We start from the raw sequence: 24,860 nt of genomic DNA, 5'->3' as shown, positions 1-24,860 counted from the left end.
TGGCCGGTGCCAAGATCGTCATCTCTGGCGGTCGCGGTATGCAGAATGGCGACAACTTTGAAATGCTGTACAAGGTTGCCGACAAGCTGGGCGCTGCAGTAGGTGCATCACGTGCCGCGGTTGACGCTGGCTTTGTACCGAACGACATGCAGGTTGGTCAGACCGGTAAGATTGTTGCCCCGCAGCTGTACGTCGCGGTCGGCATCTCCGGCGCCATCCAGCATTTGGCTGGTATGAAAGACTCCAAGGTGATCGTTGCGATCAACAAGGACGAAGAAGCGCCGATCTTCCAGGTAGCGGATTACGGTCTGGTTGCAGATCTGTTTGAAGCAGTACCTGAGTTGGAAGGTAAGCTCTAAGCCGCAGGCTTAGAGCAGCCGCAAGCTTCAAGCGGCAAGCTGCAAGAAAAACCCCGGTCTCGCAAGAGCCGGGGTTTTTCTTTGGGTTTTGCTTGTGGCTTGAAGCTTGCCGCTTGCCGCTTGTTGCTTACAGCTTGCCGCTTGAGTTGGTCGCCCCGAGCGCGAATGACTCAAGATGGTAGCCGCTTTCATCTACCAGCAAATACCAGCCAGCCTGATCCCAGTCGCCCAGTACAATACGCTCGGCGGGCGCGCCGTCGATCATTAGCTGATGTCGAGCGGGTCGGTGGGTGTGGCCGTGGATGAGGGTACGAACGCCTTGATTGCGCATCACTTCGGCGACCTGCCCCAGATTGACGTCGGTGATGTCTGCTGCCTTCATTCGCGTTCGACTTTGGCTCTCATCACGCAGCTTGCGGCCGATTTTTTGCCGCGTTTTCAGTGGCAGGTTGCGCAGGGCAAAGCGGCTGACCGGATTGCGCAGCCATTTGCGCATCCGCATGTAGTCAAGATCATCGGTACATAGGCTATCGCCGTGCATCAGTAATACCGGCTCGCCGTTGAGTTGCACTATGCTCGGGTCACGCAACAAAGTGCATTTTGCCTGGCGACAGAATCGTCGCCCCAGCAGAAAGTCGCGGTTGCCGTGCATAAGATAGATTTGCGTGCCCTGATCGCTGAGCCTGGCGAGTGCTTCGGCTACCTGCTGGCCGAGCTCGTCCATGGCATCATCACCGAGCCACACCTCAAAAAAATCGCCAAGGATGTAGAGTTCATCGACGGCACTCGCTTGATCATGCAGGCATTGCAAAAACGCCCGGGCAATATCCGGGCGTTTTGCTTCTAGATGCAGATCGGAGATAAACAGATAGCGCATCTGGATAAATTAACTCAGTCGATCAGCTCTGCACGCTCAATCACTACGTCATCAGCTGGAACATCCTGATGGCCGCCACGTGAGGTGGTGCTGACTGCTTTGATTTTTTCGACCACGTCCATGCCATCGGCCACTTTACCGAATACAGCGTAGCCCCAACCCTGAGAGGTTTTCGCGCTGTGGTTCAGAAAGTCGTTGTCGGCCACGTTGATGAAGAACTGTGCGCTGGCTGAATGCGGATCAGGGGTACGTGCCATGGCAACGGTGCCTACTGCGTTGCTGACGCCGTTGTCAGCCTCGTTCTCGATCGGCGCACGGGTATCCTTCTGGCTCATGCCGGGTGCAAAACCACCGCCCTGAACCATGAAGTTGGGGATTACGCGGTGAAAGATAGTGCCGTCGTAATGACCATCCTTGACGTATTGCTTGAAGTTTTCGACTGTTTTAGGGGCTTTATCAGCAAAGAGTTCAAGGGTGATAACGCCGTAATTTGTATGCAGTTTGACCATCTGGCAGTCCTCGGGCAAAAAAAATCTGGGTGAGTATAGTCACGCTGAGTGCGTCGCTGCATTCAGGCGCTTGACAGTTTCGGGTATGATACGGGTTTTGGCCAACTCGGCCTAGCCAAAATCCGTGATGCCTCAGGCTTCACCCGTAGCGAGTTTTGCTGACCTTATGAATAAACCCGAAGCCACGCCGCCCAGCCATTTCCTCCGTCAGATCGTCCAATCCGACCTGAATGATGGCAAGCACAACCGCATAGTGACCCGTTTTCCGCCAGAGCCTAATGGCTACCTGCATATCGGTCACGCCAAATCCATCTGTCTGAACTTTGGCCTTGCCAAGGAGTTTGGCGGAGCGTGCAACCTGCGTTTTGATGACACCAACCCAGCCAAGGAAGAGCAGGAGTACATTGATGCGATCAAGCAGGACGTAGAGTGGCTGGGCTTTGAGTGGGCTGGCGAGGTGCGCTATGCCTCCGATTATTTCGATCAACTGCATGCATGGGCTATTGAGCTTATCAAGTCCGGTAAAGCCTACGTCTGCGAGCTGTCGCCTGAGCAGGCGCGCGAGTACCGTGGTTCACTGACCGAGGCGGGCAAGAACAGCCCGTTCCGTGACCGTAGTGTGGAAGACAACCTTGATCAGTTCGCGCGCATGACCGCTGGCGAATTTGCTGATGGCGTTAAGGTTCTGCGTGCCAAGATTGATATGGCCGCGCCCAACATGAACCTGCGTGATCCAATCCTGTACCGTATACGTCACGCACATCACCACCAGACCGGTGACAAGTGGTGCGTTTATCCGAGCTATGACTTCACCCACGGCCAGTCGGATGCAATTGAAGGCGTAACCCACTCGATCTGCACCCTGGAGTTTGAAGATCACCGTCCGCTTTACGAGTGGTGCCTGAACAATCTGCCCGTACCTGCCAAGCCCCGGCAGTACGAGTTTGCTCGTCTGAATCTGAATTACACGGTAACGAGCAAGCGTAAGCTCAAGCAGTTGGTTGATGAAAAGCACGTAGACGGCTGGGATGATCCGCGCATGTCGACCATCAGTGCCTTTCGCCGTCGCGGTTATACGCCTGCGGCTATCCGCGAATTCTGCGAGCGTATCGGCGTGACACGCTCAGACGGCGTGGTAGATATGGGCGTACTCGAGTTCTGCATTCGTGATGACCTGGACGCCAACGCGCCGCGGGCCATGTGCGTGCTCAAGCCGCTGAAAGTCACCATTACCAACTACCCGGAAGACAAGACCGAGCTGCTAAGTCTGCCGCGACACCCGAAGCAGGATATTGGCGTGCGCGAGTTGCCCTTCGAGCGCGAAATTTATATCGACCAGGACGATTACATGGTTGATCCGCCCAAGGGCTACAAGCGTCTGGTTCCGGGCGGCGAAGTCCGCCTGCGTGGCAGCTATGTGATTCGCGCAGATGAGGCGATCACTGATGCCGATGGCAATATCGTTGAGCTGCTGTGCTCTTACGATCCAGATACGCTGGGTAAGAACCCGGAAGGTCGCAAAGTTAAAGGTGTCATCCACTGGGTACCGGCAGCCGCCAGTGTCGAGTGTGAGGTGCGTCTTTATGATCGCCTGTTCAAAACGCCTAATCCTGACAAGGGCGAAGAGGGCGCTGGCTTCCTGGACAACATTAACCCTGAATCGCTAGTTGTGCTTAAAGGCTGCCGCGCCGAGCCATCGCTGGCATCTGCCGGGGCCGATGAGCGCTTCCAGTTCGAGCGCGAAGGTTACTTTTGCCTCGACTCCAAGGATGCTACTGCCGAGCACCTGGTATTCAACCGTACTGTCACCTTGCGCGACTCCTGGGGTAACTGATGGCGCTGACGATCTACAACACGCTGAGCAAGACCAAAGAGACCTTTAAGCCGTTGATCGGCAATCAGGTGCGGATGTACGTGTGTGGCATGACCGTATACGACTTCTGTCACATTGGTCATGCGCGCGTCATGGTGGCGTTTGATGTGGTCTCACGCTGGTTTCGCCACAGCGGCTATGACCTGACCTACATTCGCAACATTACCGACATCGATGACAAGATCATTCGTCGCGCGAACGAGAATGGCGAGACCTTTCAGCAACTGACCGGTCGGATGATCGACGCCATGCATGAAGACGAAGCACGTCTGAACGTACTGCGGCCAGATCAGGAACCCAAGGCCAGCGAGCATATTCAGGGCATGCACAGCATGATCCAAACGCTGATCGACAAGGGTTTCGCTTATGCCCCGGGTAACGGCGATGTTTATTACCGCGTCAGCCGTTTTGCCGATTACGGCAAGCTGTCGCGCAAGAAGACCGAAGACCTGCGCAGCGGTGCGCGGGTTGAAGTCGACGAGGCCAAGGAAGATCCGCTGGATTTCGTGCTCTGGAAAGCCGTCAAACCGGGTGAGCCTAGCTGGGCCTCACCCTGGGGTGAGGGCAGGCCCGGATGGCACATCGAATGCTCGGTGATGTCGACCTGCTGCCTGGGTAACACCTTTGATATTCATGGTGGCGGGCCGGATCTGGTCTTCCCCCACCATGAAAATGAGATTGCCCAAAGTGAAGCGGCAACCGGCGAGCAATACGCCGCGTCCTGGATGCATGCCGGGGCGGTGCGGGTTGATGGCGAAAAGATGTCCAAGTCCCTTGGTAACTTTTTTACCATCCGTGAGGTGCTGGAAAAATATCACCCTGAGGTGGTGCGCTACCTACTGGTATCCAGTCATTACCGCAGTGCGATCAACTATTCCGAAGATAATCTCAAGGAAGCCAAGGGCGCGCTGGAGCGTTTCTATCATGCGCTCAAAGGGCTGCCACAGGCTGAGCCTAAAGGTGGCGACGCGTTTGCCGCGCGCTTTGCTGCAGCCATGGATGATGACTTCAACACCCCTGAGGCCTGTGCCGTGCTGTTCGATATGGTGCGCGAAGTCAATCGTCTCAAAGAGTCGGATCTAGAGGCTGCTGCATCCTTGGCGGCACGTGTGCAACAACTGGCTGAAGTACTGGGCGTCTTGCAGCTCGAGCCCGATGCCTTTCTGCAGGCAGGTGCTGCCGGGAAGATCGACTCAGCCGCAGTGGAGGCACTGATTCAGGCTCGTTTGCAGGCGCGAGCTGACAAGAACTGGGCAGAGTCTGACCGTATTCGCGACGAACTCACCGCGATGGGCGTGGTATTGGAAGACGGTAAGGGCGGTACAACCTGGCGGCTGGCTGAATAGTCATGCCGCATAGCATGACGGACCTCAAGGGGCGTGTAGCCCTGGTGACCGGTGCCGGTAGTCCCGACGGCATCGGTTTTGCCACGGCAAAGATGTTTTACGCGGCCGGTGCCAAGGTGGTGCTGACCTCGACCACCAACCGGATCTTCCAACGCCAGAATGAGCTTGATCCAGAACGGCAGCACAGCCTGGCGTTTGTCGCGGATCTTACCCATCCTGAGCAAGCTGCAGAGCTGATAGATAAGGTTATGGAGCGCTTTGGCCAAGTTGATATTCTGGTCAACAATGCCGGTATGATTCAATCCGGAATTGATGCCCCCGTGGGTGAACTATTCCACAAAATGCCATTTCAGCACTGGCAGCGCGAGATCGACCTTAATCTCAATACCTGCGTGCATATTAGCCAACTGGTACTGCAGCACATGTTGCAGGCTGGCTTTGGGCGCGTGATCAATATTGCTTCGGTCACCGGCCCCCTGGTTACTTTTCCCGGGACGGCAGGCTATAGCGCTGCCAAATCTGCCATGGTGGGTTTAACCCGCTCCATCGCACATGAGGTGGCCGGGCAGGGGATTACGGTTAACGCGATTGCCCCCGGCTGGATTGAAACACCTTCCAGTTTGCCAGCAGAGCTGGACGCGGGCCGACGCACCCCCGTGGGACGGCCTGGCCGGCCTGAAGAGGTGGCTCGGGTAGCGCTTTTTCTTGCCAGTGAGGGATGTAGCTATCTGACCGGACAAATGCTGGTTGTCGATGGCGGTAACTCGCTGCAGGAAATGAAGGGCTGAAAAGCCTTTGGTGCCACGTGTAAAAAGACGCAGATCCGCAGCACAGGTCTGCGTCTTTACCGCCTTGAATACCCTATATCAGAACTGATTTTCTCCTTCACCTCAGGTTAATTATTTGCCTTGAGCTCTGCCTCCTCGCTCGCGTCGCGCTGCGCCACATGATTCTAGGTCAACCTCACTGCGGTACCTGACAGCATCAAGTATCGCGATCAGATTAATGGTTGCCATCAAGCCACTGGACGCATCAGCGGCGTTGAATACCAGGTCAAAAGACACTGTCAGGAAGAGAAAATGCTACCCGCGCAAGGCGACTTGAATAAGCCAGGAAAAGCGCATTTAAAATATAGATTACTACGCCCATCAAAGCCCCAAGCGCAAGTGATGCTCATCGAAGCATTTAGCCAAGGTAGGTGGAGGCAGAAAGACAATGTGCCAGCAACAGGCGAAATTAAACGGCTTGTGTTTCATTTCGCCTGAGCAGAGGATAGGACAGAGCATATAAAGAGTGGTGGCGCGCGCTACCCCCTATAAAAACGATTGCACCAGCTTCCCTCGAGGTGACCTATGACTGCACAACAGCCGGAAGGTTTGAGCATCCAGCCCCGCCGTATCGATTTTGCCCTACCTGACGTCTTGCCCCGTCACTGGCACGGTGAGGATGCGTTCAAAACCCATTTTTTCAATTCAATGTCGATCCTCTTCCCTGATGGTGAACGGTTCTTCATTGATTCCGTGCGTCACTATCGACCGCAAATTCACGACCCAGAGCAACTCGCGCTGATCAAGGGCTTTATTGGGCAAGAAGGTCATCACAGTCGCGAGCATATTGAATATAACCGGCGTCTCAGTGATCTTGGGTATGACGTAGAGAAGCTGACGCGGCCAGTACAGCATCGCATTCGTTATGCCAATAAGCACTTCAGCCCTGAGCGCCGTTTAGCCGCGACCGTCGCCATGGAGCATTTTACCGCCATCATGGCCGACGCTGTGCTCCGTGACCGGGGGTGGTTTGATGGCGCTATTGAGCCGATGCAGCGTATTTGGCGTTGGCACGCGCTGGAAGAAACCGAGCACAAGGCGGTAGCCTTTGATGTTTATATGCAAGTCTGCGGTGATCGCAAGTTACTCCGTGCTGCGATGCGGCAATCCACTTTCTTTTTCCTCAAGGATGTTACCCGAGGCATGTGGCACATGCTCCGACGTGACGGCGAACTCAGCAATATAACCATGTGGCGACAGGGGATGCGCTGGCTGTGGGGCAAGGGGGGCTTTTTCTCCAGTCTCTGGGGCGCTTATCGTGATTTTTACCGTGAGGACTTTCATCCTTGGCAGCACGACAACCAGCGATTGATGCGCCAGTGCCAGCAAGAATTCACTGTTAACGAGACACCTGCATCAATCTGAGGCAAATGGGACTTTTGTCGTATTACAATTTCACTTGGGCTATGATATTCGCCATTTCGCCGATGAGGAGTCTTTATGTCCATCCCTTTGTACATACCCAAAGAGACCCGAGAGCATGAAAAGCGCGTTGCGCTAGTGCCTTCTGTGGCCGCCAAGCTACAGAAGCTAGGGCTCGATATAAGCATAGAGGCCGGCGCCGGCAGCGCCGCACGCATCCCCGATAGCGCCTACACCGAAGCAGGGGTAACCCTGGGGTCAGCCGAGGGCAAACAGCTGTTTTTCCGCGTTCAGCCGCCGACTGTTGAGGAAGTGGCGCAGATGCCCGAAGGCGCTGTGCTATGCAGCTTTATCTATGCCCAACGCGAGCCTGCGGTCGTCAAGGCACTGCAGGAGCGAAAAATCACCTGCTTCGCTATGGAACTTATTCCACGCATCACTCGCGCTCAAGCCATGGACGCACTTTCGTCTCAAGCAGCCCTCGCCGGTTATTACGCTGCCTTGTTAGCGGCCACTCACTTGCATCGCATCTTGCCCATGATGACCACGGCCGTCGGCTCGTTACGTCCCGCGCGGATTCTGGTCATGGGCGCTGGCGTTGCTGGCCTGCAGGCACTGGCGACCGCCAAGCGTTTGGGTGCGATGATCGAAGGCTACGATGTACGCCCTGAAGTCAAAGAGCAGGTGCAGTCTGTAGGTGGCAAGTTCGTCGATACCGGCGTCAATGCAGTGGGTGAGGGCGGCTATGCCCGCGAATTGACCGATGAGGAAAAAGAGCAAGTCGACGCGGTTCTGACTCGCCATATTCAGCAGGCCGATGCGGTTATCACCACGGCGTCCATTCCAGGTAAACCGAGCCCGAAGATTCTCAGTGAAGCTCAGATCATGGGAATGAAGGACGGTTCTGTCATCATCGACCTGGCTGCAGAAGGCGGCGGTAATACCCCGCTGACCAAACCCGGTGAAACCGTGGAAGTGGGGCCTGCGACTATCGTCGCGCCGCTTAACATTGCTAGCCACCTGGCGGAGCACGCCTCTGAACTCTACTCACGTAACCTGCTTAGTCTCGTTACCCTGATGATTGATGAAGGCGAGCTTAAGTTGGACTGGGAAGACGAGGTGCTGGCCAAAAGCGTCCTCACCCACGACGGCGATATTCGCAATGCCGCAGCCCGTGAAGCGGTCGAGAACCAGACACAAGGAGCTCTCTAATGGAAATTACTACCACCATTACCGGCTTTGTTGCCCTCTATATCTTTTTGCTGGCTGCCTTTGCCGGCTATGAAATCATCGGCCGTGTGCCAGCGATTCTGCACACGCCGCTCATGTCCGGCTCCAATTTCGTGCACGGCATTGTTGTCGTCGGCGCTATGTGGGCTCTGCTGAATGCGGGTACTACGCTGGAACAGGTCATCGGCTTTGTTGGTGTACTGCTAGGCGCTGGCAATGCGGCCGGGGGCTATGTGGTTACCGAACGCATGCTGGAAATGTTCAAACCCAGCAGCAAGGCTGCATCTTCAGCAGATGACAAGGAGTAAGCCATGTTTAGCGCTTTTTTGATTGATGCGGCCTACTTTATTGCGGCCTTTCTGTTTCTCTACGGTCTTAAGCGGATGGCCAGCCCGGTTACTGCACGTTCGGGTATTGTTATCGCCGGCGGCGGCATGGTGCTGGCTGTGGCGGCGGCCTTCCTGTACGGCTTTGACGTAAGCCCCCGTGCACAGCCCCATCTGGGTACTAACCTGCTGTTGTTGGTTATCGCTCTGGGTATCGGTGTCTCCTGGGCCTGGTATAGCGGCAAGCGCGTAGCGATGACCGATATGCCACAGATGGTGGCGCTCTATAACGGCATGGGTGGTGGTGCTGCGGCGGCGATTGCGGCGAGCGAGCTGTTCTCCGGTAATGCGTTGGCGCATGGCCCTGTAGTTACCCTGCTAGCGGTGCTGGGCGGCTTGATCGGCGCAGTTGCCTTGTCAGGCTCCTTGATTGCCTGGGCCAAGCTTGACGGTCGCATGAACAAGACCTGGCGGCTACCGAACCAGCAGTACGTGAATCTGGGGCTGTTTTGCGGTGCATTAGCGATCGGTGCAGCGGTTGTGGTCATGGGGCTGATGGAGGTCGCTCAGGCGCCCGTCATTGTGGTTGCGCTCTTCTTCATTATCGCGCTCGCTCTGGGTGTTTTGTTGACGACGCCGATTGGCGGCGCGGATATGCCGGTGGTGATTTCGCTGTACAACGCCTTTACTGGTCTGGCAGTTGCCTTTGAAGGCTTTGTGCTGCAGAACCCGGCAATGATCATTGCGGGCACCGTGGTTGGGTCCGCAGGCACGCTGCTCACGCTGATGATGGCCAAAGCTATGAACCGCCAGGTCAGTAACGTTATTTTCAGTGACTTTGGTTCTGATGATGGCGGAGAAGAGAGTGATATCGAAGGCAGTATGAAGGCCGCCGATGCATCTGATGCAGCTATCGCCATGTTCTATGCCAGTAAGGTCATTATCGTACCCGGTTACGGTCTGGCCGTTGCGCAGGCGCAGCACAAGCTCTATGAGTTTGTGAAGCTGTTGCAGAAGCAGGGCGTTGAGGTCAGCTTTGCCATTCACCCGGTAGCCGGTCGTATGCCTGGGCATATGAATGTGCTGCTGGCCGAGGCAGGCGTACCCTACGACATCATCTATGACCTGGAAGACATCAACGAGGACTTCCCGCAGGCAGACGTTGCTGTTGTGCTGGGGGCGAATGACGTAGTCAACCCGGCAGCGCGCACACGTAAATCCAGCCCGATCTATGGTATGCCTATATTGAACGTTGATCAGGCGCGCCAGGCTTATGTCGTCAAGCGCGGTCAAGGTAAGGGTTACTCCGGCGTAGAGAACGAGCTGTTCTACGCGGAAAATACCTCTATGGTTTACGGCGACGCGCAAAAGGTCATGGTGCAGATGATCGAAGCCGTCAAGTCGCTGGGTTAAGCCCAGGCTTCAAGCCACAAGCAGTAAGTAGTACGCAAATAAAAACCCCGGCGCATGCCGGGGTTTTTAGCTTTTAACGCCTCACTTGCCGCATAGAGCTTGTCGCTTGCGGCTAGGAGCGAAGCGACTACTTGGCGTAATAACCGAAGATAGACTTGATCTCGAGGAAGTCTTCAAAACCGTAATGCCCCCACTCGCGACCGTTGCCAGACTCCTTGTAACCACCAAAAGGAGCCTTGTTATCTAGCGCCGCGCCATTGAGGTGAACCATGCCGGTGCGGATGCGTCGAGCCACCTTACGGGCGTGCTCCAGATCGCCGGAGGATACGTAACCAGACAGCCCGTAGTTGGTATCGTTGGCAATGCGCACAGCGTCGTCTTCGTCTTCGTAGCCAATGATCGACAGCACGGGGCCGAAGATCTCTTCGCGCGCAATGCTCATTTCATTGTTCACGTGGCTGAAGATGGTAGGTTTGACGTAGTAGCCTTTGTCCAGCCCCTCTGGCCGACCGGGACCACCGGCAACTACCTTGGCGCCTTCTTCGATACCAGCCGTGATCAAGTCCTGAATCTTGTTCCACTGGGCTTTGGAGACCACTGGGCCAATCACCGTATCATCCGCGTTTGGATCACCCGCTTTAACCTTGGCAACAACGGCCTGAGCGATAGCGGCAACTTCGTCCATACGCGCGTTAGGTACCAGCATACGGGTAGGGGCGTTACAGGACTGGCCGCTGTTGTTCATGCAGGACATGACGCCATGGGCGACCATTTTCTCGAAATTCACATCATCCAGCAGGATGTTCGCAGACTTTCCGCCCAACTCGAGTGCGACACGCTTGATGGTCTGCGCGCCATTCTGCATGACTTGACGACCCGCGCCAGTAGAACCGGTGAAGGACATCATATCGATATCCGGATGCGCAGACATGGCAGCACCCACGGTAGGGCCGTCACCATTGACCAGGTTGAATACGCCCGGTGGCACGCCAGCTTCATCAAGGATTTCGGCGAGCAGGAGAGCCGATAGCGGTGCTACTTCAGAAGGCTTTAGCACCATGGTGCAGCCAGTAGCCAAGGCCGGTGCAATCTTGCAGGTCAACTGGTTCATTGGCCAGTTCCAGGGCGTGATCAAGCCGCAAACGCCGATCGGTTCTTTCACAACCTGGGTGTTACCGATCTGTTCTTCGAATTCAAATTCTTTCAGCGCGTCCAGAGCTGCCGCAAAGTGGCCAAGGCCGGATGGAGCCTGTGCCATTTTGGCCAGCTTGGCAGGGGCACCCATTTCGATTGAGATGGCGTCTGCCACTTCGCCCATGCGTTTCTTGAATACACCCATTACCCGCTCCAGCAAAGCAATGCGCTCTTCGCGACTAGTGTTGGAGTAGGATTCAAACGCATTTCTGGCGGCAGCGACAGCCAGGTCGACATCTTCCTTGTTACCCAAGGCGATCGCGGCGACGGCTTCTTCGGTGGCGGGGTTAATCACGTCCAGAGTGGTGTCGCCCTTGGGTTCGACCCACTTACCGTTGATATAGAACTGCTTGTGATGGCTCATTCTGATGTAGCTCCTTGTTATAGGGGTGCAAAACGTTCAAACCATAGCATTCTCTCTGCCCATGCTTGAATGCTTTTGTGTTGAATCAGTGTAACTTTTGCCAGGCTATTTCGCTTTCGGTGGTCTTGGCGAGGCTTTATAATGGCTTTTGACCGGCCGGCTTAATACTTGACTGTTTTGCTTGGATATTGCATAGTGATTCGCAGACTTCAACCGCTCGAGAGCGCCTATGCGACTGACCACCAAGGGTCGTTACGCCGTGACAGCCATGCTTGATCTGGCTCTACACGAAGACCAAGGACCTATTACCCTCGCTGATATTTCACTACGCCAGGGTGTCTCTATCTCTTATCTTGAACAGCTGTTTGCCAAGCTTCGCCGCAGCAAGCTGGTCGAGAGTGTGAGAGGTCCTGGTGGTGGTTATCGTTTGTCTGGCGGTCCTGCAGCTATCAGCGTGGCGCAGATAGTCGAGGCAGTTAATGACTCGATGGACGCGACGCGCTGCCTTGGTAAAGGCGATTGCCAGCACGGCGAAGTTTGCCTTACCCATCATTTGTGGTCGGACCTCAGTGCCCGGCTGCGTCAGTTTCTGAACGGCATTACGCTGGCTGACCTAGTCTCCCGCGATGATATCCAGCGTGTTAAAACGCGTCAGGATGGCTGTTCTGTATCAGCTCGACAGGCGGTAAACGAGCTGGAACGCATTATCTAAAGAGGCCGCAGAGCCTTCCATCGATGCATGGCCGCCCCGGCGATGCAATGCCTGAACTTAGAAGTGGCTGCCCGGTTAGTGAGGGCGGCAGGATTGAGGTGATACCGTGACTGAACAAGTCGAAAGCCTGATCAAGAAAGATTACGCGGCCGGATTTCATTCCGCCATCGAATCGGAGACGCTGCCACCAGGTCTGAACGAAGATGTCGTCCGTTTTATTTCTGCCAAAAAAGAAGAGCCTGAGTGGTTGTTGGACTGGCGTCTGAAGGCGTTCCGCGCCTGGCAGGAAATGGAAGAGCCTACCTGGGCCCACGTACACTATCCGGAAATCGACTTCCAGACCATATCCTTTTATTCCGCGCCAAAAAGCATGGATAGCAAGCCGAAAAGCCTCGACGAAGTTGATCCTGAGTTGCTGGCAACCTACGAGAAGCTGGGTATCCCGCTGCATGAGCAGGAAATGCTCGCAGGTGTTGCGGTTGATGCGGTTTTCGATTCGGTGTCGGTCGTTACTACGTTCCGCGAAAAGCTGTACGAGGCAGGTGTTATCTTCTGTCCGATCAGCGAGGCTGTACACAAGTATCCTGATCTGCTGAAAAAGTATCTCGGCAGCGTTGTGCCACAGAAAGACAATTACTATGCCGCGCTCAACTCGGCGGTATTCTCTGATGGCTCTTTCGTCTATATCCCCAAGGGCGTGCGATGCCCAATGGAGCTGTCTACCTACTTCCGCATCAACGAGATGAACACCGGGCAGTTCGAGCGCACGTTGATTGTGGCTGATGAAGGGTCCTACGTCAGTTATCTGGAAGGTTGCACCGCGCCCATGCGTGACGAAAACCAACTGCACGCAGCGGTGGTCGAGCTGGTCGCGCTGGATGATGCGCAGATCAAATACTCTACTGTGCAAAACTGGTATCCGGGCAATGCTGAAGGCAAGGGTGGTATCTATAACTTTGTCACCAAGCGCGGTATTGCACATACCAATGCCAAGATTTCCTGGACGCAGGTCGAAACCGGTTCTGCAGTTACCTGGAAATACCCCAGCTGCATCCTCAAGGGTGACAACAGCGTAGGGGAGTTCTATTCGGTTGCGCTGACCAACAACTTCCAGCAGGCCGACACTGGCACCAAGATGATTCACCTGGGCAAGAATACGCGCTCGACCATTATTGCCAAGGGTATTTCTGCTGGCCGCAGCGACAGCGCATATCGCGGCTTGGTGCGGATCAACCCAGGCGCTGAAGGCGCGCGTAATTACACCCAGTGCGACTCGCTATTAATTGGCGATCGCTGTGGCGCGCACACCTTCCCCTATATCGAAAGCAAGAATCCCACTGGCGTAGTAGAGCATGAAGCTACGACGTCCAAGGTCAGCGACGATCAACTATTCCTGTGTCAGCAGCGCGGTCTGGATGCGGAAAAAGCCGTATCCATGATTGTGAACGGCTTTTGCCGCGAGGTATTCAAAGAGTTGCCGATGGAGTTCGCGGTTGAAGCCGGCAAGCTACTTGAAGTCAGCCTCGAAGGCTCAGTCGGCTAAGGGCTTACGCACCTACATTGTAGTAGCGGAGCAGAGCCGAAGGACTAACAGTTAAAGTAATTTATTAGGCATCAGATATGTTAAAAATCAGTGACTTGTACGGCAAAGTTGAAGAGAAAGATATCCTTAAAGGTCTGTCTATTGACGTCAAGCCCGGCGAGGTTCATGCCATCATGGGGCCGAATGGCTCGGGCAAAAGTACCCTCGGCAACGTCCTTTCCGGGCGTCCGGGCTACGAGGCGACTGCTGGCAGCGTCACCTTCAAGGGCCGTAATCTATTCGATATGGACACTGAAGAGCGTGCCCGTGAAGGGCTGTTTCTCGCCTTTCAGTATCCGGTTGAGATTCCCGGTGTCAGCAACATGGAGTTCCTCAAGGCGGCGGTAGATGCCAAACGCAGACACCATGGTCAGTCTGATCTGTCGTCCGTCGACTTTCTTAAACTGGCTCGCGAGACCTGCAAACGCGTCAACCTGGATGCCAGCTTTCTCAAGCGTGGCGTCAATGAAGGCTTCTCCGGTGGCGAAAAGAAACGCAACGAAATCATGCAAATGATGCTGCTTGAGCCCGATCTTTGTATTCTCGATGAAACCGATTCGGGCCTGGATATCGACGCTCTGCAGGTAGTCGCCGATGGCGTAAACGCCATGCGCGATGGTAATCGCAGCTTTTTGGTAGTGACTCACTACCAGCGCTTGCTGGATTACATCATCCCAGATTATGTTCACGTGCTGGCCGGTGGCCGCATCGTCAAGTCCGGCGACAAGAGCCTGGCACTCGAGCTGGAAGCCAAGGGCTACGGCTGGTTGGAAAACGAGGTTGCCTGAAGACATGACAGATTTTCAACAAAGTGCACTGCAACTCGCTGACAAACAGCAGGCTGCGGCCTGGCTGCAGCCACTGCGCGAGCAGGGCGCGTCCAAGTGGTCGGCGGCAAGCTGGCCGGGGCGCAAGACGGAAGCGTGGAAATACATTTCGCTTGCACCCTTGCAGCAACAGAATGAGCTGCGTTGGGGCGGTGAGGCCGATGACAGCGCCATTGATGCAGTAGAGCAGGTTGAGCTTGACGCGACCTGCCTCGTATTCGTCAATGGGCGCTTCAACGCGGCACGATCCAGTAGCTTGCCCGCAGGCGTCATTCGTTTTGTCGACGCGGACGCCGCCCAGCAAGACCTGATCCAGCAGCATCTTGGCCAAGTCGTGGATAGCGAACGACACCTCTTTGCTGCGTTGAGCGATGCCTGGATCGAGGACGGTATTCTGCTGCACGTCGCGCGTAATCAGAAACTGGAGAAGCCGCTCTACATCCTCAATGTTGCTACCCCGGAAGCCAGTGCGGCTGTTGCCAGCCAGCGCTTACTCGTGGTCCTTGAGGAGGGCAGTGAAGCTGAGGTCATCGAGCACTTTGCCTCGGATGCACGGGAGCAGAACGGTTTCGTCAACAGCCTCACCGAGGTGGTGGTTGGCGCCAACGCCCGCTTGCAGCACTACCGTATCAACCTGGAAGAAGAGAATCTGCTGCATGTCGGTGGTGTACATGTCGACTTGCACCGTGATGCCCGCTTCCATGGCTTTACACTGGCTCAGGGCAGCCGCCTGAAGCGCATCGACTACCAACTGAACATGCGCGGCGAAGGCGCTCACATGGACCTGAATGGTGTCTATCTGCCGCGTAACAAGCAGGTAATTGACTACCACACCAACGTTGAGCACTGCGTTCCACATTGCACCAGCAATGAGGTCTTCCGCGGCATCATTGGCGACTCGGCAAAAGCGGTTTTCAACGGTCGGATTCATATTCATCCGAAGGCCCAGAAAACGCTGGCCGAGCTGAGCAACAAAAACCTGCTGACGTCACGCACCGCAGAGATCAATACCAAGCCAGAACTGGAAATCTATGCTGATGATGTGCGTTGTGCCCACGGTGCAACCATCGCCCAGCTGGATGAAACATCGCTGTTTTATCTGCAAAGCCGCGGTATCTCCGCCGCTGATGCAACCAGCATGCTGAGCTTTGGTTTTATCAATGAATTGCTCAATCAGGTTCCTGAGCAGGCGATTCAGGACTACCTCCGACCGCGTCTGGCGTCCCTGTTCGGTCAGGGTGACGAGGCGCTGGGACGGTTAAGCTATGAGTGATCAGACCAACACTGCGGTCTTTGACGCAGAGCGCGTGCGTGCCGACTTCCCGATTTTACATCAGGACGTCAACGGACATCCGCTGGTGTATCTAGACAATGCGGCAACCACGCAGAAGCCACGCGCCGTCATTCAGGCCATCGTCGATTACTACGAACAAGACAACAGTAACGTTCACCGCGGTGCTCACGCGCTGGCTGATCGGGCAACCGAAAAGTTTGAGGGCGCACGGGTAAAGGTGGCAGGCTTCATTAACGCAGCCGAACCACGGCAGATTATCTGGACCCGCGGTACCACCGAGGGCATTAACCTGGTTGCAAGCAGCTGGGGGCGCGCCAATCTATCGTCTGGAGACCGCATACTGGTGTCGGCGATGGAACATCACTCCAATATCGTGCCGTGGCAGTTAATTGCTGCCGAGAAAGGCGCGGTGGTCGAGTCGATTCCGGTCAATGCAGAGGGTGCGATAGATCTGGCCGCGTTTGAATCCATGCTCGATGATCGGGTAAAAATGGTCGCCTGCGGTCATGTTTCCAATGCGTTTGGTACGGTGAATCCGGTTCAGGATATCGTGCGCCTGGCACAAGGTGTTGGCGCGCTGACCCTGATAGACGGCGCGCAGGCGGTAGGTCATTGGCCTGTTGATGTGCAGGCACTGGACTGCGATTTCTATGTCTTTTCAGCACATAAGCTCTTTGGTCCTACCGGCCTGGGCGTGCTGTATGGCAAGACCGCACTGCTGGAAGCCATGCCGCCGTACCAGAGCGGTGGCGAGATGATCGAGTCAGTCAGCTTTGACGGCACCACCTTTAACCAACTGCCCTATAAGTTTGAGGCGGGCACACCGGATATCGCCGGGGTCATAGGTCTGGGCGCGGCAATCGATTATGTTCAAGGCTTGGACCGCGACGGTGCTGCCAAGCACGAAGCCGCCTTACTTGCCTATGCTGAAGAGCGCGCCAAGGCAACACCTGGTATCCGTCTGGTGGGAACTGCCGCGAATAAGACCAGCGTCATGAGCTTTCTGCTGGAAGGTGCGCATCCCAATGATGTTGGCCTGTTACTGGACCAGCAGGGCGTTGCTGTCCGTACCGGCAATCATTGCGCGCAGCCGATCATGGAGCAGTTTGGTATTCCTGGCACCGTACGTGCGAGTTTTAGTTTCTACAACACCCGAGCAGACGTTGATCGCTTGTTCGAGGCGTTGGACAAGGCAAGGCAATTCCTGGTTTAGGAGTGCATGAAATGAGCGTTGAATCTTTCGACCCAAGCAGTCAGGTAGTAACGGTAAGCCCTGCTGCCTTGGCGCACTTTCGCCGTCAGCTCAGCGCTGCGCAGGGTAAATCTGTGCGGCTGAGCGTCAAGAAAAGCGGCTGTACCGGCTTTATGTACGCAATCGATCTGGTTGAACAGGCGGGTGCCAGTGACCTGCATTACCAACTGGATGAACAAGTTGAGCTGCTGGTCGATAGCGCTAGTCTGCAGGTGCTTTCGGGTACTCAAATCGATCTGGTACGTGAAGGCGTCAACCAGCAAATAAAGTTCATCAACCCCAACGTCAAAGACGAATGCGGGTGTGGTGAAAGCTTCAGTGTTAACTAGGGTAGGGCGCTGATCAGTATGGAAAGACGTATGGTAGTAGCGCAGGCTGATTGTCCTGCGCGGCGCGTACCGGATGGTACGCCGCTGACCATCCCGAAAGACACTTTCGTCACTATCACCCAGTCGCTGGGTGGCAATTATACCGTTACCTATCATGGTCAAATGGTGCGTGTGGATGGCACTGATGCAGCTGCGTTGGGTCTTGAGCCTGAGCTGCTCTCATTCCCGGAACCGACCGATGACAACATCAGTGAAGATCAGGTATGGGAAGCACTTAAAACGGTCTACGACCCCGAGATTCCTGTTGACCTGGTCAACCTCGGTTTGATCTATTCGCTGGCGATTGACCAGGCAAAGAAGGCGGTCACTATCACCATGACCCTCACTGCGCCCGGATGTGGCATGGGACCGGTGCTGGTTGGTGATGTAGAGTACCGTGTGCTTCTGGTGCCAAATGTTGCGACGGTCAACGTGGAGCTGGTTTTTGATCCGCCTTGGCAGCGCGAGATGATGAGCGAGGAAGCTCAACTAGAAACCGGCATGTTTTTCTAAGCATCAGCCGGCCGCTTAGTCAGTTGCCAGCGCCGCAGCCACTGACTGTCTTGATACACGGATACTTCGAAGGCCTCGCATATGAGCCGATTTGGCACTGAGATAACCAGCGACGACATTGTTGATACCCTGTCGTTCTTCGATAACTGGGAAGATCGCTACAAGTACATCATTGACCTGGGCAAAGAACTGCCACCGCTCAATGATGAGAGCCGCAACGAAACCAATCTGGTACGTGGCTGCCAGAGCCAGGTCTGGCTGGTCAGCGAGGCGCGGGACGGGAAACTTTTTTTTGAAGCCGACAGCGATGCCTTTATCGTCAAGGGTTTGTTAGCCGTCGTGCTGGCAGCCTACAACGGTAAAACCCCTGAACAGGTAACCGCGTTTGATGTTGAAGGCTATTTCAGCGCGCTAAACCTGCTCAAGCACCTGAGTGTTACTCGAGGAAATGGGCTCCGAGCGATGGTTAAGCGTATTCAAGATACTGCCGCCGCTAACTAATAAGGCATATTGGCTCTGGTGTAGGGCATAAGTGCCGCTCTGCGACTAGGGTCTTGGCATTTCGTGATTCAATCGCTACTGTTTATCGCCACTTTCGCGGCGTTATAGCGAGGCGATAAAAATACAGATATATCAATTAAGCCGAGCTGCGCGGCTCAACTTATCGCTACTTTGCAGATAGAAACTACAATAATAATAAGTTATTCAAGGTAACGCGCGATGTCAGGTTTTTGGGCAAGGCTGAAAGGAGACTTTCAGCTTTCGATCGTAACGCTGGTCGGGATTTGCTCCGTTTTGGGGGTGACGCCCTATGCGGTTTACCGCCTGCATGAGCGCAATTGGATCGTTGGCTTAACTGATACCTTCCTGGTTTTAGGTTCCGCTTTTGCGGTTGTATACGCTTGGCGTACTGACAATACCGTTGGCCCCGGCCGTTTTCTTGCGATTATCTATTCTATCGGTGGCTTTCTGGTCACCATCAAGCTGGGTATCAACGGGCTGTTCTGGCTATATTGCTTGGTGCTATTCAATTTCTTCGTCGTGCCCCCCGTTCAAAGTCTGCTAGCCACCTTGTCAATTCTCGTAGCAGTCTGTGTCTACGGCTGGCTGTTCCCGAAGGATGTATTTGAAAGCCATTACCAGATGATGTCGTTTGTGGTGACGTACTCACTCGCCAGCCTGTTCGCGTTTGTGTTTGCCTATCGCGGCCGCTTTCAGCGCAAACAGTTAGCGCTGCTTGCCACTCTGGACCCTCTCACTGGCATTGGTAATCGCAGAACGATGGATGACGAACTCGATATCGCGATTGCCGATAGTCGGCGTTACGGCATGAGCTTTGGCCTTTTGGTGCTGGATCTGGATCACTTCAAAAAGGTTAATGATCGCTACGGTCACAACGTGGGCGACCGCGTGCTGATGGACTTTGTTAGCATTATAAAGAACGCCAGCCGGGCGTCCGACCGAGCTTTTCGTTTAGGCGGAGAAGAGTTTGTGCTGCTGCTGCCCAAGGTGGATAAGCATGCTTTGGCCGGTGCCGCAAAGCACATTCAGCGAAGTGTAGCTGAGCAGCTTCGCTCTCCAGGTGGTGCCGTTACCGTATCCATTGGCGGTTGTATCCTGGAGCACCATGACAGCCGCGAGGCCTGGCTGCGCGACGCCGATATTTGTCTCTATCTGGCCAAGGACTCAGGTCGCAACTGCTCTATAATCAGAGGCTTGCATATGAATGAGGCTGATTGACCGGTGGCACCAAGCAGGTTTTTTGTTGTCCTAAGTCCGGTATGTATTGATTAACCCGCCTCAGGGGAGCTTCCTTGCTGCAACAACAGATATCAGGCTAGAGAAAAGTGTCTCTTTCTTGTAAGTTTGTCTTATATGTCTCATTCTGTTGGCGGATTCTATTTTTACCCTTACACCGGGGTTGTTGCTTATCGACAACCAGAGCGAGGTAAGTACTATGGAACATCAATATAGCGATAAAGCCTTTTGGCAAAAGCTGGCAATGTACGCAAAATCCGCTGGCCGCGAGGTTGTAGAGAAAGCACTTTGTCTTTACTACGCAGCACGTCGTCCAGAGACGCCAGGGTGGGCAAAAGCCGTTATCATCAGCGTACTGGCTTACTTCATCGCGCCACTGGATGCCTTACCTGACTTTACGCCATTTGTCGGCTTTACCGATGATCTAGGTGTATTCGCCGGTGCCCTGGCGATGGTTGCCATGTATATCGACGACGACGTCAAGACGAACGCTGCGGCAACTGCAGAGCGATGGTTTGGTATGACGCAAGCGCCCGAGCCTGTCAGCCGATAAGCGGGGAGGCGTGCATGTGACGCCAGGGATATGTGCGCAAAGCGGTGCGAAATAAGCTCCAGTAAAGAAAAAGCCGGATTGGGTTTACGCCCAGTCCGGCTTTTTTATTCACGTGGCAAAAGATTAACGCTTGGCGATAATCCATACGGCGTGAACAATTCCTGGTATATAGCCGCAGATGGTCAGCAACACATTCAACCAGAAGGCGCCGCCAAAGCCTACTTGAAGAAATACGCCCAACGGTGGCAAGAGTATGGCGATAAGAACGCGAATAAGATCCATGGCATTGAGTCCTAGAATTGATTAATGAAAGTCACCTTCTAACTCTGACCACTCTCTCTCACCTTTGTTCATCAGCACACATCAGCTACCAATCACGCCACCGTCTTCACGGGTAATAAGTACGGTAGTCGACCGAGGCCGGGAACGCCCATCACTCGCGGGATAACTGATACCTGGGTGCTGTACATTTACCCACATCGCTGTCTCGTCGGGCGACCAGGTAATACCCGTAATTTCGGCGCCCCAAGGGCCTACCAGAAAACGACGCACTTCTTTGCTGGCGGGATCAGCACAGAGCATCTGGTTGCTGCCAATCTTCTCCATGTAGGGTGCATTTTCATCTGCATCGGTAAGGATCCAGAGACGCCCGGCGCTATCAAAGGCAAGACCGTCCGGCGAAGAAAACAGATCACCGCTGATGTCGCCAATCCGATTGGCCGGGATGCTCTTTTCGGAGTTTTGACGTTCGCCAGCCAGAACAAATATATCCCACTCAAATACGAGCGCTGTTGGGTCTTGATTGGCCTCGCGCCACCGGAGTATTTGTCCGTGCACGTTCTCAGGTCTGGGGTTGGCAGTATCAACCGGGAAGGTTGTGCCGCGCTCGGTATTATTGGTCAGCGTGACATAGGCTTCGCGAGTATGCGGGTGAACCGCCACCCACTCAGGGCGGTCCATAGGCGTAGCCCCCACAGCGTCGGCCGCTCCCCGTGAGTTAAGCAATACGGCCTGCTGGTCGACAAAGCCGTTGTCTGCGGTCAACCCTGCCTCACCAAAGCGTAGGGGAAGCCAGCGGCCGGTGCCATCTGGACTGAAATGCGCAGCGTAGAGTGTGCCTGCATCCAGTATCTGGAGGTTGTGCGCCATGTCATCTGGGCGATATGCCTGATCGGGTACAAATTTATACAGATACTCACCGCGGCTATCGTCACCGGAATAAAAGGCCATTTGGCCATCGTCACCGACAGAACATACCGCACATTCGCGTCCGAGCCGGCCCATGGCGGTGCGCTTGGTCGGACGACTGTCTGGAGCGAAAGGGTCGAGTTCAACTACCCAGCCGAAACGATTGGGCTCATTGACATGGCCCTGGTGGGGCTGGCTGTTGTCAGGCGTGGCGTTAAACCTGGGCTCTACTGCTTCCCATGCATAATAGCGGCTGCTGCCTCCCAGACCGATGCCATAGCGTTTATGCTCTTGGCGTTTGGCGTAATCCTGCTCATCCCGATTGACGAAGTAGTTGTGGAAGTTCTCTTCACACGCCAGGTAGGTTCCCCAAGGGGTGACGCCCATGGAGCAGTTGTTAAGCGTGCCCAATATTTCCGTGCCGGTGGGGTCGCTCTTGGTTTTCATGCGCGCATCGGCAGCCAATGGGCCGCCAACAGCAATTGGGGTAAAACCCGTAATTCGGCGATTGAACGCGGAGTTTTCAATGCGCTGCCAGTTCCCCTGCGCGTCTTTGCGTATTTCAATAACACTCAGGCCATGTGCTGCCATCTCCTTGTGAACCTGATCGGCGGGGCGTCCACGGCTGCCATCTGGTTGATCGGTGAAATTCATTCCGGCGGGATGCAGTGTTGGGTTTACGTATTCATGATTGACCACCAGCAGGCCGCGCTCGTTGGGTTGCTGCGGGAAGGGGAAGAAGTGCATGCCGTCGTTATTGTCACCCGCCTGCAGCATTTGATCCTGCCAGGAGTTCGTACCATCCTCGCGCCAGGCTGCAGCTCCCTTCAGCACGGCATCACCCCAGCTGAAAAACGGTTGTGCGCGATAACCGGCGGGCACGATCACATTATCGAAAGAAGATGAGGTAATTGCAGCAACTGATTGAAAGTTAAAAGGTGATCCGCTTCTCTCTGCGGCGGACAGAGCACTGGAGAACGTACTGAAGACAGCAGGAAATAGGCTGGTGATAGCCAAAGCTGCGCCACCCTTGAGCAGGTTACGACGCCCCTGGCTGACTACCTCAGTGAGGCTAGCCTGCTGGCTTGGGTTAATGATCTCATCGTCGCCTGACTCCAGCGACGCGTGAAAGGACTGATCCTGTTTCATAGTCTGCTCACTGTTCTATACGGTAGCGAAACGTGTTTCTAACACCCGGTACGGCAACGGCTTGTCCGTTGACAACTCGAGGTCGATAAACAAATTCTTTGGCGGCAGCCAGGGAGGGCCGGACGAAAATTCGCTCATCGCAAGCGCCGGGTACCACCTCGGCATTGCTGACTCGTCCATTGGTCTGCACGGTGTACTCAACCGTGCAGTCGCCTTCCAGGCTTTGACTCAGGGCGCGCCTTGGATAATCCGGTGCCGACTTATTGAGCGGTGCATAGGCACTTATCTGAGCTTGTTCTGCAGCAAATGCTCTGGCAGCGGCTTGCTCAGCACGCCGTTGTTCTGCGGCATACTGCTCGGCGGCCAGACGCTCGGCTTGCTCGCGCGCTTCCCTCTGTTGGCGCGCGTGCTCTTCTCGTTCGCGCTCCACTTGCTGTTGTCGTACGCGTTCCTGCTCTTCGCGCTGCTCTGCCTCTTTGCGTGCCAATAGGGCGGGCTCCGGCTGAGGGGGCCGTTGGGGTACAACCTGAGGTTCTGGCGTTCTGACCGGCTCTGGTGGCGGCGCTGGGGGCAGGGCAGCCGTTTCAACGGGGGGAACTACGACCTCAGGCTCAGTAGCAGGCAGTACAACCAGTTGAGTTGTAATGGTTTTGGCCTGAGCCACTGCGGCAGGCGGCTGTGGCTGCCAACCAAGCCAGAGTAACAGCCCCATCAGAGCGTGCAGTGCAACGGTTGCAGTTAACGGCAAGGTCCAGTGGGTTGCGCTAATAACCGCTCGTCTCTCACTAGCGCAGAGCGTTTCAGACTGGGGATTATCGAGTGCCATAGTGGTGCTGCCCCCTCAAGGTGCTTCAGTAATCAAGCCAAGACTGGTTACACCGGCCTGCTGTAGCGCAGCCATACCGGTGACGACCTGGCCATAGCCCACGCCGCTGTCGGCGCGGATCATTACCTGGGTTTCCGGTTTCTCGCGGATGATGGCTGCGAGCTGGTTGGTCAGCTCGCTCAACTCGCCGGCGCTATGCTGGTAGCTATCGGTCTGTACCGTACTGCCCTCATTCCAGTGGTAGTTACCCTCCACGTCGATGGATAGCGTGACGACCGATGGATCGCTCGCCGCCAAGGTCTCGCTAGCGACTTTGGGCAACTCGATCTGCACTCCCTGGGTGAGCATGGGTGCGGTCACCATAAAGATAACCAGCAGCACCAGCATCACGTCGATATAAGGCACTACGTTCATTTCCGCTTTGGGCTTGCGTTTCAGGCGGGCAGGGCGCATCAGTTTTGCCCCGCAGCTCGGTTATATACGCGGCGGTGGAGAATGGCGCTGAATTCCTCGGCAAAGTTGTAGTACTGGCCCAACAAATGCTCGCTGCGCGAACTGAATCTGTTGTAGGCAACAACAGCAGGAATGGCGGCAAACAGGCCGATCGCGGTTGCAATCAAGGCCTCAGCGATGCCGGGCGCGACCGTCGCCAGCGTGGCCTGCTGCACCTGTGACAAACCAATAAATGAGTTCATGATGCCCCAGACGGTGCCAAACAAGCCGACGTAAGGGCTAACCGAGCCAACGGTCGCCAAAAACGGCAGATGCTGCTCTAAACGCTCTTCTTCATGGGCGATGGCAACCCGCATGGCACGCTCTACGCCCTGCATGACAGCCTCCGGCTCGCTGTGATTACGTTGATCCAGCTGCGCAAACTCGCTATATCCGGCGCGAAAGATCTGTTCGACGCCGGCTCGATCCTGACTGTTGCTGTACAGCTGCCCCAGCTCTTTGCCGGACCAGAACTGGTCTTCAAATGCCTTGATGGCGCGCTTTGCCTGGTTGAACAAGGTGCTGCGCTGGGCAATTAGAAACCAGGTAGCAACAGACGCGAGGAGCAAGATCAGCATCACGCCTTTGACCAGCAGACTGGCCTCAAGAACCAGAGACCAGATAGTGTGTGCTTCAGTAGTGGACGACATGGTTACCTCGTTAGCG

The 24,860-nt window shown here is 55.2% G+C and carries 26 protein-coding genes; 18 read left to right on the top strand and 8 right to left on the bottom strand.

Translation table 11 applies throughout. The features are described from left to right. On the top strand, window positions 1-359 hold a 359-nt coding region (locus H4J77_RS09410; RefSeq protein WP_220469310.1), incomplete at its 5' end, for an FAD-binding protein. A gap of 127 nt (window positions 360-486) precedes the next feature. Here H4J77_RS09410 and H4J77_RS09405 read toward each other — a convergent pair. After that, a complete protein-coding gene (locus tag H4J77_RS09405; RefSeq protein WP_182248068.1) occupies window positions 487-1,236 on the bottom strand; it encodes a UDP-2,3-diacylglucosamine diphosphatase in 750 nt (249 codons plus the stop codon). Between the two features lie 14 nt (window positions 1,237-1,250). Further along, the gene (locus H4J77_RS09400) at window positions 1,251-1,745 is read right to left on the bottom strand and encodes a peptidylprolyl isomerase (RefSeq protein WP_182248067.1); all 495 of its coding nucleotides are present in this window, start codon (window positions 1,743-1,745) and stop codon (window positions 1,251-1,253) included. A gap of 166 nt (window positions 1,746-1,911) precedes the next feature. Here H4J77_RS09400 and H4J77_RS09395 point away from each other — a divergent pair, with 166 nt between their 5' ends. The 7 genes from H4J77_RS09395 (at window position 1,912) to H4J77_RS09365 (ending at window position 10,122) form a co-directional block, all read left to right on the top strand. Beyond that, window positions 1,912-3,579 carry a glutamine--tRNA ligase/YqeY domain fusion protein gene (locus tag H4J77_RS09395; RefSeq protein ID WP_123889315.1) on the top strand — a complete coding sequence of 556 codons (1,668 nt, stop codon included), beginning with the start codon at window positions 1,912-1,914 and terminating at the stop codon, window positions 3,577-3,579. Then, window positions 3,579-4,964 (top strand): cysteine--tRNA ligase, encoded by a 1,386-nt coding sequence (cysS, locus tag H4J77_RS09390; RefSeq protein ID WP_182248066.1) that lies wholly within the window; start codon window positions 3,579-3,581, stop codon window positions 4,962-4,964. Before H4J77_RS09395 ends, cysS begins: the two co-directional genes overlap by 1 nt. Window positions 4,965-4,966: 2 nt before the next feature. Beyond that, complete coding sequence (locus H4J77_RS09385; RefSeq protein WP_220469309.1) at window positions 4,967-5,752, top strand: SDR family NAD(P)-dependent oxidoreductase; 786 nt, start codon at window positions 4,967-4,969, stop codon at window positions 5,750-5,752. A gap of 564 nt (window positions 5,753-6,316) precedes the next feature. Further along, the gene (locus tag H4J77_RS09380) at window positions 6,317-7,156 is read left to right on the top strand and encodes a metal-dependent hydrolase (protein WP_182248063.1); all 840 of its coding nucleotides are present in this window, start codon (window positions 6,317-6,319) and stop codon (window positions 7,154-7,156) included. Window positions 7,157-7,231: 75 nt separating this feature from the next. Further along, window positions 7,232-8,365 carry an NAD(P) transhydrogenase subunit alpha gene (locus H4J77_RS09375; protein ID WP_123889312.1) on the top strand — a complete coding sequence of 378 codons (1,134 nt, stop codon included), beginning with the start codon at window positions 7,232-7,234 and terminating at the stop codon, window positions 8,363-8,365. Beyond that, entirely contained in the window at window positions 8,365-8,691 is a 327-nt protein-coding gene (locus H4J77_RS09370) for an NAD(P) transhydrogenase subunit alpha (RefSeq protein WP_177412322.1), read from the top strand. Before H4J77_RS09375 ends, H4J77_RS09370 begins: the two co-directional genes overlap by 1 nt. 3 nt (window positions 8,692-8,694) lie before the next feature. Beyond that, window positions 8,695-10,122 (top strand): NAD(P)(+) transhydrogenase (Re/Si-specific) subunit beta, encoded by a 1,428-nt coding sequence (locus H4J77_RS09365; RefSeq protein WP_182248061.1) that lies wholly within the window; start codon window positions 8,695-8,697, stop codon window positions 10,120-10,122. A 127-nt stretch (window positions 10,123-10,249) separates the two neighbouring features. Here H4J77_RS09365 and H4J77_RS09360 read toward each other — a convergent pair whose 3' ends face one another. Further along, window positions 10,250-11,680, bottom strand: a complete 1,431-nt coding sequence (locus H4J77_RS09360) for an aldehyde dehydrogenase family protein (protein WP_123889310.1) — start codon at window positions 11,678-11,680, stop codon at window positions 10,250-10,252. Between the two features lie 229 nt (window positions 11,681-11,909). Between H4J77_RS09360 and H4J77_RS09355 the strand changes: the two genes are divergently transcribed. The 10 genes from H4J77_RS09355 to H4J77_RS09310 all read left to right on the top strand — a co-directional run bounded on the left by H4J77_RS09355 (window position 11,910) and on the right by H4J77_RS09310 (window position 20,539). Continuing rightward, on the top strand, window positions 11,910-12,392 hold the full coding sequence (locus H4J77_RS09355; RefSeq protein WP_123889309.1) for a Fe-S cluster assembly transcription factor: 483 nt from the start codon (window positions 11,910-11,912) through the stop codon (window positions 12,390-12,392). A gap of 106 nt (window positions 12,393-12,498) precedes the next feature. After that, window positions 12,499-13,935, top strand: a complete 1,437-nt coding sequence (gene sufB, locus H4J77_RS09350; protein WP_123889308.1) for a Fe-S cluster assembly protein SufB — start codon at window positions 12,499-12,501, stop codon at window positions 13,933-13,935. A gap of 77 nt (window positions 13,936-14,012) precedes the next feature. Continuing rightward, complete coding sequence (sufC, locus tag H4J77_RS09345; protein WP_182248059.1) at window positions 14,013-14,762, top strand: Fe-S cluster assembly ATPase SufC; 750 nt, start codon at window positions 14,013-14,015, stop codon at window positions 14,760-14,762. Window positions 14,763-14,766: 4 nt separating this feature from the next. Next, window positions 14,767-16,074: a Fe-S cluster assembly protein SufD gene (gene sufD / locus H4J77_RS09340; RefSeq protein ID WP_182248057.1), complete on the top strand. Its 1,308-nt coding sequence runs from the start codon at window positions 14,767-14,769 to the stop codon at window positions 16,072-16,074. Beyond that, window positions 16,067-17,308: an aminotransferase class V-fold PLP-dependent enzyme gene (locus H4J77_RS09335; protein ID WP_182248055.1), complete on the top strand. Its 1,242-nt coding sequence runs from the start codon at window positions 16,067-16,069 to the stop codon at window positions 17,306-17,308. Before sufD ends, H4J77_RS09335 begins: the two co-directional genes overlap by 8 nt. A gap of 11 nt (window positions 17,309-17,319) precedes the next feature. After that, window positions 17,320-17,676, top strand: coding sequence for an iron-sulfur cluster assembly accessory protein (locus H4J77_RS09330; protein ID WP_123889304.1), 357 nt, complete (start codon window positions 17,320-17,322; stop codon window positions 17,674-17,676). Window positions 17,677-17,694: 18 nt separating this feature from the next. Then, on the top strand, window positions 17,695-18,228 hold the full coding sequence (gene sufT / locus H4J77_RS09325) for a putative Fe-S cluster assembly protein SufT (protein ID WP_177412320.1): 534 nt from the start codon (window positions 17,695-17,697) through the stop codon (window positions 18,226-18,228). Window positions 18,229-18,309: 81 nt separating this feature from the next. Beyond that, on the top strand, window positions 18,310-18,729 hold the full coding sequence (locus H4J77_RS09320; RefSeq protein WP_123889303.1) for a SufE family protein: 420 nt from the start codon (window positions 18,310-18,312) through the stop codon (window positions 18,727-18,729). A gap of 219 nt (window positions 18,730-18,948) precedes the next feature. Continuing rightward, the gene (locus tag H4J77_RS09315) at window positions 18,949-19,968 is read left to right on the top strand and encodes a GGDEF domain-containing protein (RefSeq protein WP_123889302.1); all 1,020 of its coding nucleotides are present in this window, start codon (window positions 18,949-18,951) and stop codon (window positions 19,966-19,968) included. 217 nt (window positions 19,969-20,185) lie between these two features. Continuing rightward, complete coding sequence (locus H4J77_RS09310) at window positions 20,186-20,539, top strand: YkvA family protein (protein WP_182248053.1); 354 nt, start codon at window positions 20,186-20,188, stop codon at window positions 20,537-20,539. Between the two features lie 123 nt (window positions 20,540-20,662). On the opposite strand, the gene H4J77_RS09305 is transcribed toward H4J77_RS09310, so the two are convergent. From H4J77_RS09305 to tolQ, 5 genes are all read right to left on the bottom strand, one after another. Next, window positions 20,663-20,821 (bottom strand): YqaE/Pmp3 family membrane protein, encoded by a 159-nt coding sequence (locus tag H4J77_RS09305; protein ID WP_123889300.1) that lies wholly within the window; start codon window positions 20,819-20,821, stop codon window positions 20,663-20,665. 81 nt (window positions 20,822-20,902) lie between these two features. Beyond that, window positions 20,903-22,876 (bottom strand): PhoX family phosphatase, encoded by a 1,974-nt coding sequence (locus H4J77_RS09300; protein ID WP_182248051.1) that lies wholly within the window; start codon window positions 22,874-22,876, stop codon window positions 20,903-20,905. A gap of 7 nt (window positions 22,877-22,883) precedes the next feature. After that, window positions 22,884-23,702: an energy transducer TonB gene (locus H4J77_RS09295; RefSeq protein WP_182248049.1), complete on the bottom strand. Its 819-nt coding sequence runs from the start codon at window positions 23,700-23,702 to the stop codon at window positions 22,884-22,886. 15 nt (window positions 23,703-23,717) lie between these two features. Beyond that, entirely contained in the window at window positions 23,718-24,155 is a 438-nt protein-coding gene (tolR, locus tag H4J77_RS09290; protein ID WP_123889298.1) for a protein TolR, read from the bottom strand. Next, window positions 24,155-24,844, bottom strand: coding sequence for a protein TolQ (tolQ, locus tag H4J77_RS09285; RefSeq protein WP_123889297.1), 690 nt, complete (start codon window positions 24,842-24,844; stop codon window positions 24,155-24,157). The genes tolR and tolQ overlap by 1 nt, the downstream gene beginning before the upstream one ends. Between the last annotated feature and the right edge of the window lie 16 nt (window positions 24,845-24,860).

The organism is Pseudomonas sp. 5Ae-yellow (genome assembly GCF_014077575.1).
Classification (GTDB): domain Bacteria; phylum Pseudomonadota; class Gammaproteobacteria; order Pseudomonadales; family Pseudomonadaceae; genus Halopseudomonas; species Halopseudomonas neustonica.
Note: the sequence above shows the minus strand (reverse complement) of the source record. Positions and strands in the feature narration are given on the sequence as shown.